The sequence below is a fragment of the Leifsonia araucanica genome (assembly GCF_051161895.1).
GTDB lineage: Bacteria > Actinomycetota > Actinomycetes > Actinomycetales > Microbacteriaceae > Leifsonia.
Map to the genome: position 1 here is coordinate 1682933 of NZ_JBMBTW010000002.1, position 14200 is coordinate 1697132.

16 protein-coding genes and 1 tRNA gene are annotated in these 14200 nt (G+C 68.2%); 3 read left to right on the forward strand and 14 right to left on the reverse strand.

Going from position 1 to position 14200, the window contains the following annotated elements; translation table 11 throughout:
* Positions 1-39: 39 nt before the first annotated feature.
* From ACN6M5_RS08065 to ACN6M5_RS08085, 5 genes are all read right to left on the reverse strand, one after another.
* Positions 40-1230, reverse strand: a complete 1191-nt coding sequence (locus ACN6M5_RS08065) for an NAD-dependent formate dehydrogenase (RefSeq protein ID WP_434949218.1) — start codon at positions 1228-1230, stop codon at positions 40-42.
* 143 nt (positions 1231-1373) lie between these two features.
* Complete coding sequence (locus tag ACN6M5_RS08070) at positions 1374-1514, reverse strand: hypothetical protein (RefSeq protein ID WP_434949219.1); 141 nt, start codon at positions 1512-1514, stop codon at positions 1374-1376.
* 49 nt (positions 1515-1563) lie between these two features.
* On the reverse strand, positions 1564-2748 hold the full coding sequence (locus ACN6M5_RS08075) for a PucR family transcriptional regulator (RefSeq protein ID WP_434949220.1): 1185 nt from the start codon (positions 2746-2748) through the stop codon (positions 1564-1566).
* Positions 2748-3407, reverse strand: a complete 660-nt coding sequence (locus tag ACN6M5_RS08080; protein WP_434949221.1) for a hypothetical protein — start codon at positions 3405-3407, stop codon at positions 2748-2750. Before ACN6M5_RS08080 ends, ACN6M5_RS08075 begins: the two co-directional genes overlap by 1 nt.
* Positions 3404-3640: a hypothetical protein gene (locus ACN6M5_RS08085; RefSeq protein ID WP_434949222.1), complete on the reverse strand. Its 237-nt coding sequence runs from the start codon at positions 3638-3640 to the stop codon at positions 3404-3406. Before ACN6M5_RS08085 ends, ACN6M5_RS08080 begins: the two co-directional genes overlap by 4 nt.
* A gap of 145 nt (positions 3641-3785) precedes the next feature.
* Between ACN6M5_RS08085 and ACN6M5_RS08090 the strand changes: the two genes are divergently transcribed.
* Complete coding sequence (locus tag ACN6M5_RS08090; protein ID WP_434949223.1) at positions 3786-4238, forward strand: hypothetical protein; 453 nt, start codon at positions 3786-3788, stop codon at positions 4236-4238.
* A gap of 40 nt (positions 4239-4278) precedes the next feature.
* On the opposite strand, the gene ACN6M5_RS08095 is transcribed toward ACN6M5_RS08090, so the two are convergent.
* The 5 genes from ACN6M5_RS08095 to ACN6M5_RS08115 all read right to left on the reverse strand — a co-directional run bounded on the left by ACN6M5_RS08095 (position 4279) and on the right by ACN6M5_RS08115 (position 7086).
* Positions 4279-5175, reverse strand: coding sequence for an NAD-dependent epimerase/dehydratase family protein (locus ACN6M5_RS08095; protein WP_434949224.1), 897 nt, complete (start codon positions 5173-5175; stop codon positions 4279-4281).
* 4 nt (positions 5176-5179) lie between these two features.
* Positions 5180-5740 carry a DUF421 domain-containing protein gene (locus ACN6M5_RS08100; protein WP_434949225.1) on the reverse strand — a complete coding sequence of 187 codons (561 nt, stop codon included), beginning with the start codon at positions 5738-5740 and terminating at the stop codon, positions 5180-5182.
* A 24-nt stretch (positions 5741-5764) separates the two neighbouring features.
* Complete coding sequence (locus ACN6M5_RS08105) at positions 5765-5929, reverse strand: hypothetical protein (RefSeq protein ID WP_434949226.1); 165 nt, start codon at positions 5927-5929, stop codon at positions 5765-5767.
* Between the two features lie 121 nt (positions 5930-6050).
* Positions 6051-6123: transfer RNA gene (locus ACN6M5_RS08110), tRNA-Thr, on the reverse strand.
* A gap of 57 nt (positions 6124-6180) precedes the next feature.
* On the reverse strand, positions 6181-7086 hold the full coding sequence (locus ACN6M5_RS08115; protein ID WP_434949227.1) for a DsbA family protein: 906 nt from the start codon (positions 7084-7086) through the stop codon (positions 6181-6183).
* 280 nt (positions 7087-7366) lie between these two features.
* Between ACN6M5_RS08115 and ACN6M5_RS08120 the strand changes: the two genes are divergently transcribed.
* Complete coding sequence (locus tag ACN6M5_RS08120) at positions 7367-8461, forward strand: ABC transporter ATP-binding protein (protein ID WP_085371096.1); 1095 nt, start codon at positions 7367-7369, stop codon at positions 8459-8461.
* 113 nt (positions 8462-8574) lie between these two features.
* Positions 8575-9882 (forward strand): DUF4032 domain-containing protein, encoded by a 1308-nt coding sequence (locus tag ACN6M5_RS08125; RefSeq protein ID WP_168689949.1) that lies wholly within the window; start codon positions 8575-8577, stop codon positions 9880-9882.
* A 93-nt stretch (positions 9883-9975) separates the two neighbouring features.
* Here the strand turns inward: ACN6M5_RS08125 and rlmB are convergent, their stop codons facing one another.
* From rlmB to ACN6M5_RS08145, 4 genes are all read right to left on the reverse strand, one after another.
* Positions 9976-11034, reverse strand: coding sequence for a 23S rRNA (guanosine(2251)-2'-O)-methyltransferase RlmB (rlmB, locus tag ACN6M5_RS08130; RefSeq protein WP_434949228.1), 1059 nt, complete (start codon positions 11032-11034; stop codon positions 9976-9978).
* A complete protein-coding gene (cysS, locus tag ACN6M5_RS08135) occupies positions 11031-12464 on the reverse strand; it encodes a cysteine--tRNA ligase (RefSeq protein ID WP_434949229.1) in 1434 nt (477 codons plus the stop codon). Before cysS ends, rlmB begins: the two co-directional genes overlap by 4 nt.
* A 65-nt stretch (positions 12465-12529) precedes the next feature.
* Positions 12530-13702, reverse strand: coding sequence for a 2-C-methyl-D-erythritol 4-phosphate cytidylyltransferase (ispD, locus tag ACN6M5_RS08140; RefSeq protein ID WP_434949230.1), 1173 nt, complete (start codon positions 13700-13702; stop codon positions 12530-12532).
* Positions 13703-14185: a CarD family transcriptional regulator gene (locus ACN6M5_RS08145; protein WP_021763858.1), complete on the reverse strand. Its 483-nt coding sequence runs from the start codon at positions 14183-14185 to the stop codon at positions 13703-13705.
* Between the last annotated feature and the right edge of the window lie 15 nt (positions 14186-14200).

The following is a 14200-nucleotide window of genomic DNA, read 5'->3' on the forward strand; positions in this document are numbered from 1 at the left end:
GGGCTGGGGATGGGGAGCCCCCGCGGGCCGGTCCTTCGTCTACTGGCCGGAACTGCCAGGACTCCCTGTGCCGTCCGTGCTGTACGACGCCTCACCCGTTCCCGCGAGTGCCCCACTATCCACGATGAGGTACTCCGGCCGGATGGGTTTGTGATCGAAGTAGTCTTCAAGAATCTCGCGGACGCCCGCCGAGTACCTGGCCTGTGCAGATAGGGACGTCCCGGAGATGTGCGGCGTCATGGCGTTGTTCGGCATCGTCCGCCACGGGTGGTCCGCCTCGGGCGGCTGCGGGTACCACACGTCTCCCGCGTATCCGGCGAGTTGCCCCGTCTCGAGCGCCTCGACGACGGCGTCCCGCTCCAGGATCTCGGCGCGCGCCGTGTTGACGATGTACGACCCGCGTCGCATGGTGCCGAGCAGCGCGGAATCGAACAGATGGAAGGTCTCGTGGGTCAGCGGGGCGTGGATGGAGAGCACGTCGACCCGCGTGACGAGTTCCGCCACCGATGGCACGAAGGTGAGGCCGAGTTCGGTCTCCGTCGCCTCCGGGAGCCGCCGCTTGTCCGTGTAGAACAGGTGGACGTCGAAGGGCTTGAGCCGACGCATCACCGCGACGCCGATGCGGCCCGCCGCGATGACGCCGACGTCCATCCCCTCGAGGTCGTATGAGCGCGAGACGGCGTCGGCGATGTTCCAGCCGCGCCGCGAGGTGACCCATTCGTGTGCGGGGACGAAATTGCGCACGAGGTCGAGGATCAGCATCACCGCGTGCTCGGCGACGCTGATCGAGTTGCTGTACGTGACCTCCGCAACCGTGATGTCGTGCCGCATCGCCGCGTCGAGGTCGACGTGGTCGGAGCCGATCCCGGCGGTGATGACGAGCCTGAGGTTCTTCGCCTTCTCGATGCGCGCCGCATCCAGGTACGCGGGCCAGAACGGCTGGGAGATCACCACGTCGGCGGTCGGCAGCTCTCGTTCGAAGACCGAGTCAGGGCCGTCCTTGTCGCTGGTGACGACGAGTTCGTTCCCTCCGTCGTCGAGGAACTTTCTCAAACCCAGTTCGCCGGAGACCGAGCCGAGGAGCTGGCCCGGCGTGAAGTCGATCGCCGCCGGCGACGGCACCGTCTGGCCGCCGGGGTATCCGGTGATGACGGGGATGCTGTCCCTGGCGTACGTCGGCGGGTATCCGTCGAGTGGATCCGGGTAGAGAACAACCAGCACTTTCGCCATCGACGTCTTCCTCCGCTAGAGGGCGTTTGCGCGGCCGGGGGTCGCCCCTGGCCGCTCCCTGTTCGTCACGCTAGCCACGAACAGCGGGCCGCGGCACTCGATCGCCGGACGTTTGTCCTCCGTCACAACGGCGGTTGTCGGCGCTAGACGTCCGGCTCCTCTTCCGACTCGAGTTCCTCGTCAGGGTCGATCGACGAATCGTCGGTCTCGCTCGCTTCGACGGCCGCTTGTGCCTGTGCTTCCGCCTCGGCGGCCGCTGCGCGTTCGCGCTTTTCTCTGTTCAACGCCTTCCACCTTCCTTCTCATCTTCTGGCTGGACGATCGTGAGGGTTCTCATGCCGTGTCGGACAGGTCGACGGCCAACGTCGCCGTGGCCAGTTCGGCGACGTTCTCCGGCACGGAGAACGAGCGCCCGGTGAGTTCCTCGATGCGACGCAACCGGTATCGCACCGTGTTCGCATGGCAGTGCAGGGTGAGAGCGGCGTCCGTCGCGGAACCGTCGGCGGCGAGGTAGGCGTTGAGCGTGTCGAGCAGCACGCTCCGGTCCGCGTCTGGCAGATTCAGGACGCTGCCCAGGACACGTGCCGCGAGCCGGTTCGCTTCGGCAGGGTCGGTTGCCAGCAGGGCCGCGATCGGGCTCGAGCTGAACATCCGGACCTCGTCGCTGGCTCGGGGGATCGCGTTCAGCGCCGCTCGCGCAAGGCGAAGGGACCGCGGCGTGTCCGCCGGCGTCAGGTACGCCGGACTGACGCCGGCGCGTGCGCTCGCCTGAGAGGCCAGCAGCTCGAGGACGGCCGGCGTGTTGCCCGGGTGCGCCGCGATCACCCCGAGCTGGAGCGACGGAGTCAGCCTCCAGGCCGAGACGAACCCGCGGCTGGACAGTGCCTTCTCGATCCCCGGCATGCTCTCGACCGCCACCTCGCGCGTGTGCGCGGCGACCACGAGAAGCTCGGCGCCGGGCGGGAAGCCGAGGAGAGCCGCAGCCTCCCATGGTCCGGCGTCCCGTCCGACGTGGCCGGTGAGGAGCACTTCGACGAGCGCTGCGCGACGATGCTCCTGACTGATGAGCATCTCCGCTGTCGCCGCGCGGTACGCATCGGTGAGGGCGGTCGCGTGTTCGTCTGCCACCTCCCAGATGAACGTTGAGGTGGCCAGGAGCGACCCGAGGACCGCTGGGCGCAGCTCGGAGTTGGCGCGCCCCACGATCGCGTTCCACAGGGTCGCGAACCCGATCCGGTACACGTGCAGCACCTCGGGAAGCGGAACGCCCTGGTGGGCACGACGACGCCCTGTGCCTTCCGGGACGGACAGGTCGAGGGTCACCCCGGGATGGCGCAACGCGCCGACCAGGAACCTGACGTTGTCCTCGATCGAACGGCGGAGCTCGTCGGCCGTGATGCGGTCCGTCTCCCGGTAGACGGGAATGGTCTCCATGACGGTGGTGAACACGTGATCGATGATCGCGGGGAGGCGACCCTCCGCCCAGACGATCAGCTCATCGAGTTCACGGCCGCTCATCAGCTTCCAGACGCGGCGAGCGCTGCGTCTTCGATGTCTGCGTCGGTGGCCGCACTGAGGTCCAGGTCGACGACGTTTCTGAGAAGGGCAGCCTCCTCGTGATGGGCCGCCCGGAGGCGTTCGACGAAGCCTTCCGCGACGTTGGCCTTCCCCGTGCCGTGGCCGATCACGATGAACTCCCGGCCCCGCACGGTGGCCCTGAGCGTGTCGGCGATGGCGTCGAAGTAGTGGATGAGGTCGCTCTCGTCGTCGTGTCCTGTGTGGCGTTCGACCGTTCGGAGGTGGTGGCCCTCCCTGGTGTGATCCGTCAGCGTCGTCCGGGTGTCCGTGACCGATTGCGCATCCAGGTCGAAGTCGAAGATTCTCGCTTCGTCGGCCGTGACGGCGATGGCCAGCAGCGCGCCGTGGCCTTTTCGATCGGGGGTCGCTGCGAGCAGGTGGCGGGCGCGCTCGACGTCTTCGATCGAGACCCGGCCGTCGTGAGGGCGCCGGAACACCTCGCGGTGGCCGTTCATCGTCACGGCGAGCCGGTCGCCGGACTCCTGTTCGGTCTCCTCCGCCCGCGCCTCCCAGAACGTGACGAACTCGGACCACTCCAGATCGCGTGGTGCCGGCGTGCCCGTGAGCTTGGCGTACGTCTTCTCCGTGTGACTGCTCATCTCTCCCCTTCCCGGTGGTTGTCGACGCGCGCGGAAACGGCCCAATCGTCCTGCGAGAACGTCTCGGGATCGGACTCGCCGACGAGCGTGAAGAGGGCGCTCGAGTCGGTGACGAGGCTGAGGAACACCGCCTGCTGGGTGTCTTCCCCGCTGCGCAGCGCGTAGACCGTGCCGGGCACAAGGCGTGACCAGTCCTCCACCTCGCCGGGGTCGTCGTTCGGTTGCTCCGCCATAGTCGAAGAGTACGGGCGATGGCTAGGCCGGGGGAAGGCGTTGTGCCGGAGAACAATCGCAGCTGTTGCGGGCAACAGCTGACCGCGTCCGATGAAATCGATGCCGATAACGTGTGTGTCACGTGGAGCAGAGGAGTTCGCCCAGATGGACACGGAAGCGAAGGAACGGATCCGGCAGGCGATGCGTTCGCAGGTGCACGGCGCCGAGGATTCGTCGCAGGCCTCGCTGAGGTCTGAGCACTCCGCCGCGGAGATCGATCCCGATTCGTCGTACTCCATCGACGATCTGTCGCAGTCGGACGACGAGGGACAGTTCGTCGGGCTGTACGAACGGGTGGAGGCCGGCGAGGCGAAGACCCTCACGGAGATCGACGCGCTCGACCTGTCTCACCACGACGTCGTCGGTCCGGGCGCGATCGTCGAGATGGACGGCCTGCGGTACGTGATCGGTGTCGCGCTGAGCGAGTTCGACGTCGACGGTGACGCGTACGTCGGCATCGCGACCGACTCGCCGCTCTACGCGCCGATGGCCGGCCTCCGGGCGGACGACACGTTCGAATTCCGTGGCGTCGGTTATCGGATCGCGTCGGTGTGGTGACGCAGCGTCACCGCGTGAGTCGCCGGCGCTCGGTCCGGCCCTAGCTCCACAGCGGGTCGTCGGCGATGGAGGTGTAGCCGGCGCGAAGCTCGTCGGCCAGGGAGGCACGCGTCGGCTCCCACCCCAGTTCTTCCCGGGCCTTGTCGGCGTGCGCGTGCTGGTCGAGCAGGAGGACGTGCGCCATCCCCGCCCCGAGGCGTTCGGAGGTCTCCTCCACGGATTCGGCACGCACCCCGCCTGAGATGCCGTGCGCGTGTGCCGCTGCCTCGGCCAGCTCCGCGACGGTCGGAGCCGCCTCGGTCGCCGCGATGTAGACCTCGTTGGTGTGCCCCTCCTTCTCGAAGACGCGCAGGTACAGGTCGGCCAGGTCTTCGACGTGGACGGTCGCCCAGTGTTGGGTGCCGTCTCCGATCAGCGGCAGGAACGGCTGGGCGCCCGACGTGTCGACCGCGTCGGTGATCGTCCGCGGGATGCCCTGCCCGTGGCCGTACACGACCGCCGGCGCGACGATCGAGATCCTCACCCCTTCCTCCGCCAGCAGTCGCTTCTGGGCGTCGACGAGCCAGGTGACCGCGCCGGGCGGGTGCTGAGCGGAGGTCTCGGTGATGTCGTTGTTCGACCCGTACGTCCAGAGGTTTCCGGTGTAGATGAAGGGCTTGTCGCTCGACTCCAGTGCAGGCAGCACCGCGTCGATGAAGTCGGGGTCCTCCCGCGCCGAGGTCGCCAGGTGGATGACGCCGTCGCTCCCGAGGATCGCGTCCGACAGCGTCCGGGTCTCCTCTTCGTCACCGAGGAACGGGGTGCCTCCCGCCGCCCGCACCGAGGACGCGTCATCGGCGCTGCTCACCAGGGCGGTGACGCTGTACCCGTCGGAGACGAACCGGTCGAGGACCGCCCGTCCGAGGAATCCGGTCGCTCCTGTCAGGAAAACGTCCATGTGGTCACCGCGTCTTTCTCAGCAGTTCGTCCACTTTGTCCTCAAGCCGTCTCACCGCGGCCATGACCTCCGTCGTCGACGGTGCGTCGTCGTCGCGTCGTGCAACGAGCAGCTGGCCGTTCGGTTCGAGCTGCGCGGTCTTCACGTCCGAGACCGCTGTCACCCCGGAGTCCTGCAACGCGACCATGAGGTCGGACTCGGTGAAGCGCTGCTTGCGAAGCGCCTTCTCGTCGATCACTCCGTCTTTCACCAGGAGCGCCCCTTTCCCCGAGACGATCTCCTGCGCTCGTCTGCTGCGGACGAAGAGGTAGGCGATCACGCCGTTGAGGATGAACAGCGCCGCAGCACCGATGACGGCCCCTGTGACGCTGTTGTCGCTCCCGATCAGCCCGTTCTGGACCGCGTTCGAGACCAGCAGGAGAACGATGAAATCGAACGTGGTCAGCTGCGCCATCAAGCGCTTGCCGCTCAGCCGGAGGGCGAGGATCAGGAACGCGTACAGCAGCACGGTGCGGAGGAGCTTCTCCCACACGGACGGTTCGAGCGAGAAGATCGAGTTCCACATGATCTCGGGCTGCGCGCCGCAGACCTACAGTCGTCCGCGCCCTTCCTTGCGCCGCTCGTCCTGCGAGCCGAAGTCATCCTCGTCGCCTCCGGACTCGTCGAAGACCTCGTCCCGCAGCTCCTGTCGATGCTCCCCCTGCTCCTGGTGTTCCTCGCGCAGTTCGTCGTTCTTGTCGTTGTCGCGGCTCATCGATGACCCTTTCGTTGGCCGCGAGCATACCCGCACCCGAACGCCGGCGACAGGCCACCGGCTGTCTCGGTGGGCGACGAACAAGCGGCGTTGTCGCCGCGGCCAAAGGATGGCATCACAGAGCCGGCCACGGGACTCGAACCCGTAACCCCCGCTTTACAAGAGCGGTGCGCTACCAATTGCGCCAGGCCGGCAGTCGACGGTCGCCCGTCGTCGGCACCCATCCTACGGGATGGGGTCCTGCGGTTCGGTCAGCCTGCGCTGGGGCTCGGGGACGGTGTCGCGGTCGACGAATACTGGTCGCCCTGCGCCTGCAGCACGAACGCCTTGAAGTCGGCCGCGCTGGTCAGGGAGCCGGTGTACTGCTTGCCGTTGACCAGCACCAGCAGAGCGTTCGTCATCTTTTTGACCGACGAGTTCGGGATGGGGCCGCTCAGCGCCCTGTCGCTCGCGGTCGTCACCCAGGTCTTGAACCGGCCGTCGTCGATGCAGGAGGAGATCTCGCTCGTCTTGGTCGCTCCCGCGTCGCTGACACGCGACTTGATCTGCGCGTCGGTGAGGCCGGGGCCGCCCTCCTTGGGCTGCTTCGTGAACATCGTGGCGTTGAACTTCCAGAACGCGTTCGGCGAGTAGTTCGCGACGCACGCCGCGGCGTTGGCCGCACGCAGCGAGTATTTCGTCCCCGCCGAGTGGCTGGTGTAGATGGCGACAGGATGCACTTCCATCGTCACCGCGCCGTCCTTCACGAGCGGTTCGAGCTGCTTGAGGTTGGTGCGCTGGAAGTCGCCGCACAGCGCGCAGAGGTAGTCCGCGTACACCCGGATGTCGACGACGCTGCCGCTGGGGTCCGGCGTCGAGGGGATGGGCTTGGCGTCCGCCGCGAGGGCGGGCGTCGGCTTGACGGTGAGGCCGGAGCCGATCAGGACACCGTCGCTCGCCATGTTCTTCGGGCCGGGGACGGTCGGGCGGATCGCGCTGACGATGATCAGTGCCACGACCGTGACGACGGCGAGCACTCCGATCACGATGCCGCCGGTCAGCAGCGTCTTGTTCCTTCGATCCTTCCGCTGCTGGGACGTGCGCAGCTGGCGGGCCTTCTCCCTGGCTGCCTCACGCCGTTCGTTGGCAGGGCGGCTGTCGTCGGGGCCGTCGGTCATGAATGTCACTTTCGGGGAATCGCTGGGGCACTGCTTCGGGGCAGTGTGGTTCGGGATCGCGCGCTCGGCACGCAACCGGACGATCGTAATTCGGCAGTCTGGGAATCGTCCAGACGCCGGCTGAACGCGCCGTGGACCCCTGGGTGCCCGTGTGGTCACGACGCCGTCGCCGATGTCATACTATGGGGTCGTGGCACCGTCGCCCCAGGACGACAGTTCCACCTACCCATTCACAACGGATCGTCCGGCACGTACCTGCCGGTGAAGGAGTAAGAAAACAATGGCGTCAGTCACCTATGACAAGGCAACCCGTCTGTACCCGGGTTCCAACCGCCCTGCAGTGGATGCACTCGACCTCGAGATCGCCGATGGCGAGTTCCTCGTCCTGGTCGGTCCGTCCGGTTGTGGTAAGTCCACCTCGCTGCGTATGCTCGCCGGCCTCGAAGAGGTCAACGATGGCAACATCTTCATCGGCGAGCGCAACGTCACCGACGTTCCGCCGAAGGACCGCGACATCGCGATGGTCTTCCAGAACTACGCTCTCTACCCGCACATGACCGTCGCAGAGAACATGGGCTTCGCGCTCAAGATCGCCGGCGTCAACAAGGACGAGCGCGCCTCCCGCGTCCTCGAGGCCGCCAAGCTGCTCGACCTGGAGCCCTACCTCGGCCGCAAGCCGAAGGCGCTCTCCGGTGGTCAGCGTCAGCGCGTCGCGATGGGCCGCGCGATCGTCCGCAGCCCCCAGGTGTTCCTCATGGACGAGCCGCTGTCGAACCTCGACGCCAAGCTCCGCGTCCAGACCCGTACGCAGATCGCGTCGCTCACCCGCCGCCTCGGCGTCACCACGGTCTACGTCACGCACGACCAGACCGAGGCTCTGACCATGGGTGACCGCATCGCCGTCCTCAAGGACGGCGTCCTGCAGCAGGTCGGCACCCCGCGCGACCTGTACGCGCAGCCGAACAACGTGTTCGTCGCCGGCTTCATCGGCAGCCCGGCCATGAACCTGTTCTCGGCCGACGTCACCGACGGCGGTGTCAAGTTCGGCACCTCGGTCGTCCCGATCGAGCGCGAGGTCCTCGCGAACGCCGGTTCGGCCGTCACCATCGGTGTGCGCCCGGAGGACGTCGTCGTCTCCACCACCGAGAACACCGGCCTCAAGGTCACGGTCGACCTGGTCGAGGAGCTCGGCGCAGACGGCTACCTCTACGGCCACTCGGAGATCGACGGCAAGCGCACCGACATCGTCGGTCGTGTCGACGGACGCATGCACCCGAACGCGGGCGACACCGTCTACATCACCCCGAAGCCGGGCCACGTCCACGCGTTCCACGCGGAGAGCGGCGAGCGCCTCGGCGGTGCCGTCGTCGACTGAGGTCGCAACGCATCCTGACAGTGCCGCAGTCCTTCCCGGACTGCGGCACTGTCGTTTTCCCCATCCGCTCCCCCGCCCTCAGCGCTCCCACCCGCATCCGATAGGTTTTCATCATGGCTGGCTCCCTCAACATCACCGCGGCGACGGTCGATCCCGCACTCCTCGACCTCCCGTGGAACCTTCCGCTCGACGAGTGGTCGAGCGAGCACATCGCGGTCCTGCCCAAGGGGATCTCCCGCCACCTGGTGCGCTTCGCGAACCTGTCCGGCTACGTCATCGCCATCAAGGAGACGACCGCGGAGATGGCCACGCGCGAGTACGAGATGCTGCGCACCCTGCAGCGGGTGGACGTGCCGTGCGTCGATCCCGTCGCGGTCATCAAGAACCGCACGGACGACGAGGGCGACCCGCTGAAGGCCGTGCTGGTCACGCGCCACCTCAAGTTCTCGCTCCCATACCGGGCGCTGTTCTCACAGACCCTGCGGCCCGACACCGCCACCCGGCTGGTGGATGCGCTGGCCGTGCTGCTCGTGCGCCTGCACATCGTCGGCTTCTTCTGGGGCGACGTGTCCCTCTCCAACACCCTGTTCCGTCGCGACGCCGGCGCGTTCGCCGCGTACCTCGTGGATGCGGAGACCGGCCAGCTCTACGACGGCGGCCTCTCGAACGGTCAGCGCGAGAACGACCTGGAGATCGCCAGGGTCAACATCGCGGGCGAGCTGATGGACCTCGAAGCCGGCGGCCGCGTGGACGAGGAACTCGACCCGATCAAGGTCTCCAACGGCATCGTGGCCGCATACCGGTCGCTCTGGAAGGAGCTGACCGGCAGCGAGTCGTTCAAGTCGTCGGAGCGCTGGCGCATCAACCAGCGGGTCGACCGCCTCAACGATCTCGGCTTCGACATCGAGGAGCTCGCGATCAAGACCTCCGACGAGGGCACGACGGTGCGCATCCAGCCGAAGGTGGTGGATGCCGGTCACCACCAGCGCAGGCTGCTGCGCCTCACCGGCCTCGACACCGGAGAGAACCAGGCCAGGCGACTGCTCAACGACCTGGACTCCTACGCCGCGACGCTCGGCAAGCAGGGCCTGGACGAGGAGGCGATGGCGCACGAGTGGCTGATGCGCGTCTTCGAGCCTGTCGTGCGCGCGATCCCCGCCGACCTCAAGGGCAAGCTGGAGCCCGCCGAGGTCTTCCACCAGCTGCTGGAGCACCGCTGGTTCATGTCGCAGGCCGAGGGCCGGGATGTGCCGCTCGCCGAGGCCCTGACCTCGTACATCAACGACATCCTCCGCCACCGCCGCGACGAGGCGACCGTGATCGCCCCGCCCACCGAGACCATCAGCATCCCGATCCTGGCGTCGGAGACGGGAACGGGCGACGAGGACGACGACGCCGACGACTGGCGCAGCAAGGTCTGACCCCACCTACAACCGCGAGATGCCAGTAACTGCGCCGATTTCCGTGGAATCCGGCGCAGTTACTGGCATCTCACCAAGCGGGCGGTGCCGCGGCTACTTCGTGGCGGCCTCCGCGCGCAGCTTGGCGATCTCGTAGAGCGTGACGCTCGTGGCGATCCCCGCGTTGAGCGACTCGGTGGTGGCGGTGATCGGGATGGACACGATCGCGTCGCAGGTCTCGGTGACCAGGCGCGACAGTCCCTTGCCCTCGCTGCCGACCACGATCACGACCGGCCGGTCGGCGAACGACAGCCCGGGAAGCGACACGTCGCCCCCGCCGTCGAGTCCGAGCACGAAGACGCCGGCCTCCTTGAACGCCTTGAGCGTCTGGGTGAGGTTGGCCGCCATCGCGACGGGCGTGCGCGCTGCGGCGCCCGCCGAGGTCTTCCACGCCGAGGCGGTCATGCCGACCGAGCGACGCTGCGGGACGATGACGCCCTGCCCGCCGAACGCGGCCGTCGAGCGGATGATCGCGCCGAGGTTGCGGGGGTCGGTGATGCCGTCGAGGGCGACGAACAGCGGCGTCTCCCCCTTGCGGATGGTGAGGTCGAGCAGGTCGGCCGGGTGCGCGTACTCGTACGGTGGCACCTTGAGCGCGACGCCCTGGTGCACGGCGTCGCGGCCGGCCAGGCGGTCGAGCTCCGGACGCATGACCTCGAGGATCGGGAGACCGCGACCGGTGGCGATCGACAGGATCTCCTTCACCCGCTCGTCCATCTCGACGCGCGCGGCGATGTAGAGCGTGCTGGCCGGGATGTGCGCGCGCAGCGCCTCGACCACGGAGTTGCGGCCGGTGACGATCTCGCTCTCGTCGCCCGACTTGGCGCGGCGTGCAGCACCGGATGCGCCGCGCGGCGCGGTGTCGCCCCTCCCGCGGCCCTGGCCGGAGCCCTGACCACGGCCTTCGCCCGGCTTGCCGCGCCCGCCCGCTGCGGCGTAGCGCTCGCGCGCCGCCTTCGCCTTGCCGGCGGGGTGGTACGGCCGGTCCTCGGCCTTCGGCGTCGGCTTCTTGCCTTCGAGTGCCTGCCTGCCCTGTCCGCCCGAGCCCACCTGGGGACCCTTGCGGCTCTTCCTCACGGCCCCGGCGCGGGGCTTTCCACCCGAGTTCTTCATGATTCGATGCTCCAATGCGACCCCGTCTGGGTGTCTTCGATGGTGATTCCCGCGCTCGTCAGTTCGTCGCGGATGCGGTCTGCTGCCGCAAAGTCTTTCGCCTGCCGTGCCGCCTGCCTGTCGGCGAGCAGCCGCTCGACCAGCTGGCCGAGGGCGGCGTCCGCCGCCGACGATCCTGCGGTGTTCCAGTGCGGGGACAACGGGTTGATGCCCAGCACCTCCGCCATCGCGAGCGCGTGCCCGCGTGCGGCGGCGGCGGCTTCCAAGTCTTCCGCATCCAGCGCCGCGTTTCCTGAACGCACGGTGTCGTGCAGCACCGCGATGGCCTGGGGGACGGCGAGGTCGTCGTCCATCGCCTCGGCGAAGGCGCCTGGAACGCTCTCGACGCCGCTTCCGGCGAAGCGCGTTCCGGCCAGTCGGCGGTCGACGCGCTCGAAGAACCCGGAGATGCGCTCGAGCGCCGCCTCCGCCTCCTCCAACGACCCGTCGTGGAAGTCGATGGTCGACCGGTAGTGCGCAGACCCGAGGTAGTACCGCACCACCAGAGGACGCGCGGCGCCCAGCAGGTCGGCGGCGTAGACCGAGTTGCCGAGCGACTTGCTCATCTTCTGTCCGTTGACGTTGACCAGGCCGTTGTGCACCCAGTAGTTGGCGAACGCATCCCCCGCCGCCGTCGACTGGGCGATCTCGTTCTCGTGGTGCGGGAAGCGCAGGTCGAGACCGCCGCCGTGGATGTCGAACTGCGGCCCGAGGTAGCGCCGCGACATGGCGGAGCACTCGATGTGCCATCCCGGCCGCCCGTCTCCCCACGGAGATGGGAAGGATGCGGACGCCGGCTCGTCGGCCTTGCGCCCCTTCCAGAGCGCGAAGTCGCGCGGGTCTCGCTTGTCACGGGGGTCGGCGTCGGCCGCGGCCTCCATGTTGTCGATGCTCTGCCTGGTCAGCTCGCCGTACGACGGCCAGCTCTTCACGTCGAAGTACACGTCGCCGGAGCCGTCCGCCGCGGCATACGCGTGCCCGCGCTCGATCAGCCGGGCGATGATCTCCTGCATCTGCGGGATGCTCGCCGTGGCCCGCGGCTCGTAGGTGGGCGCCTGCACGCCGAGCGCCGTATACCCCGCGGTGAATTCGAGCTCGAAGCGGTACGCGAGCGCCCACCACTCCTCCGCACTGCCGGACTCCCGGGCCGCCTCGGCGTTGACCAGGATCTTGTCGTCGATGTCTGTGACGTTGCGCACCAGGGTGACCCGGTATCCGCGATAGCTCAGCCAGCGCCGCAGCTGGTCGTAGACCAGCGCGGAGCGCAGGTGGCCGATGTGCGGAGACGACTGCACGGTCGGACCGCACACGTAGATGCCCACCTCGCCGTCGCGGAGCGGGATGAAGTCGCGAAGGGCACCGGCCTTCGTGTCGTAGAGTCTCACAGTCACGGCATACAGCCTACGGGCCGGGCCGCGCGGGTGCCGCGCGAGCGTTCGAACATGTCAGTAACTCGTCAGACCTGTCGGCTGTGGACAACCAGGGCGGTGGCGAACGCGGCGATGCCCTCGCCGCGGCCGGTGAACCCGAGGCCGTCCGTCGTGGTCGCGGACACCGACACCGGGGCGCCGAGGATGCCGCCGAGCAGCGCCTCGGCCTCCGCACGTCGCGGCGCGAACTTCGGCCGGTTGCCGACCAGCTGCACGGACACGTTCCCGATCCGGAATCCCGCCTGCTCGACCAAACGTCGGGTCTCTGTCAGGAAAACGGATCCGTGAGCACCGACGAACCGCGGATCGCTCGTGCCGAACACCCCGCCGATGTCGCCCAGGCCCGCGGCGGCGAGCAGCGCATCCGTGATCGCGTGCGCGACGGCGTCCCCGTCGCTGTGCCCGGCGAGCCCCGCCTCCCCCGGCCAGTGCAGCCCGGCAAGCCAGAGCTCCGCCGACGGGTCGAACGCGTGCGTGTCCGTTCCGAACCCGACGCGCGGCGCAGCGACAGCGGCAGCGCCAGACCCGGCGATCAGTTCCTCCGCCCTGCGCAGGTCCCACGGCGTGGTGATCTTGAACGCGCGCGCGTCGCCCGGGATGACCGAGACCGCCCGACCGGATGCGGCGACCAGCCCGGCGTCGTCCGTCTCCTCCGAGGCTGCCGCTGCGTACGCGGCGGCGAGGTCGGCCAGCGGGAAGCCCTGCGGCGTCTGTACGGCGGACAGCACGGACCGGTCGACGGTCTCGTGGATCTCCCCGTCGTCGCCGACGCGTTTGATCGTGTCGCTGACCGGCAGGCCGGGCACGACGCCGTGACCCCGCGCATCCACAGCCGAGACGACGTCGTCGAACAGCGACGACGGCGTGAGCGCCCGAGCGGCGTCATGCACCAGCACCACCTCGACGGAGCCAGCGAGCACGGCGATGCCGGCCGCGACGGACTGCTGCCTGGTCACCCCGCCAGCCACGACGGAGACGGGCGCGCCGAAAGCCCGGGATGCGAGCTCCGTCGCGTCCCCGACGAGCTCAGCGGGAGCGACGACCACAACCTGCGCCTCTTCGCTCATTCCCGCGACGGCATGCACCGAACGCTCGAGAAGAGTAGAGCCCCCGAGAGCCACGAAGGCTTTCGGGAGCTCTGCGCCCAGACGCGTGCCACTACCGGCGGCGACGATCACCACCGCGAGGCGCGGCGACACTCAGGAGGCCAGGACCTCGTCGAGCAGGCTCGATGCCTTCTCGTCGTCGGTCTTCTCGGCGAGCGCGAGCTCGGAGATCAGGATCTGACGAGCCTTCGCGAGCATCCGCTTCTCACCGGCGGACAGGCCGCGGTCCTGGTCGCGGCGCCACAGGTCGCGGACGACCTCGGAGACCTTGATGACGTCGCCGGAGGCGAGCTTCTCAAGGTTCGCCTTGTAGCGGCGGGACCAGTTGGTGGGCTCCTCGGTGAACGGAGCGCGCAGAACCTCGAAGACGCGGTCGAGACCCTCTTTGCCGATAACGTCCCTGACGCCGACGAGGTCGACGTTCTCAGCGGGAACCTCGATGGTGAGGTCGCCCTGGGTCACGTTGAGCTTGAGGTACAGCTTCTCTTCACCCTTGATGATTCTCTTCTTGACTTCGGTGATAGTCGCAGCACCGTGGTGGGGGTAAACGACGGTTTCGCCAACCTCGAAAAGCATAGATTGATGTCCCTT

Bases quoted from the DNA above. Each gene is read 5' to 3' on its own strand.
- rlmB (WP_434949228.1), bottom strand. From the start codon at position 11,034: ATGAAGAACTCGGGTGGAAAGCCCCGCGCCGGGGCCGTGAGGAAGAGC.
- ACN6M5_RS08120 (WP_085371096.1), top strand. From the start codon at position 7,367: ATGGCGTCAGTCACCTATGACAAGGCAACCCGTCTGTACCCGGGTTCC.
- ACN6M5_RS08085 (WP_434949222.1), bottom strand. From the start codon at position 3,640: ATGGCGGAGCAACCGAACGACGACCCCGGCGAGGTGGAGGACTGGTCA.
- ACN6M5_RS08105 (WP_434949226.1), bottom strand. From the start codon at position 5,929: ATGAGCCGCGACAACGACAAGAACGACGAACTGCGCGAGGAACACCAG.
- ACN6M5_RS08080 (WP_434949221.1), bottom strand. From the start codon at position 3,407: ATGAGCAGTCACACGGAGAAGACGTACGCCAAGCTCACGGGCACGCCG.
- ACN6M5_RS08145 (WP_021763858.1), bottom strand. From the start codon at position 14,185: ATGCTTTTCGAGGTTGGCGAAACCGTCGTTTACCCCCACCACGGTGCT.
- ACN6M5_RS08100 (WP_434949225.1), bottom strand. From the start codon at position 5,740: ATGTGGAACTCGATCTTCTCGCTCGAACCGTCCGTGTGGGAGAAGCTC.
- ACN6M5_RS08075 (WP_434949220.1), bottom strand. From the start codon at position 2,748: ATGAGCGGCCGTGAACTCGATGAGCTGATCGTCTGGGCGGAGGGTCGC.
- ACN6M5_RS08095 (WP_434949224.1), bottom strand. From the start codon at position 5,175: ATGGACGTTTTCCTGACAGGAGCGACCGGATTCCTCGGACGGGCGGTC.
- ACN6M5_RS08090 (WP_434949223.1), top strand. From the start codon at position 3,786: ATGGACACGGAAGCGAAGGAACGGATCCGGCAGGCGATGCGTTCGCAG.
- ACN6M5_RS08125 (WP_168689949.1), top strand. From the start codon at position 8,575: ATGGCTGGCTCCCTCAACATCACCGCGGCGACGGTCGATCCCGCACTC.
- ACN6M5_RS08065 (WP_434949218.1), bottom strand. From the start codon at position 1,230: ATGGCGAAAGTGCTGGTTGTTCTCTACCCGGATCCACTCGACGGATAC.
- ACN6M5_RS08115 (WP_434949227.1), bottom strand. From the start codon at position 7,086: ATGACCGACGGCCCCGACGACAGCCGCCCTGCCAACGAACGGCGTGAG.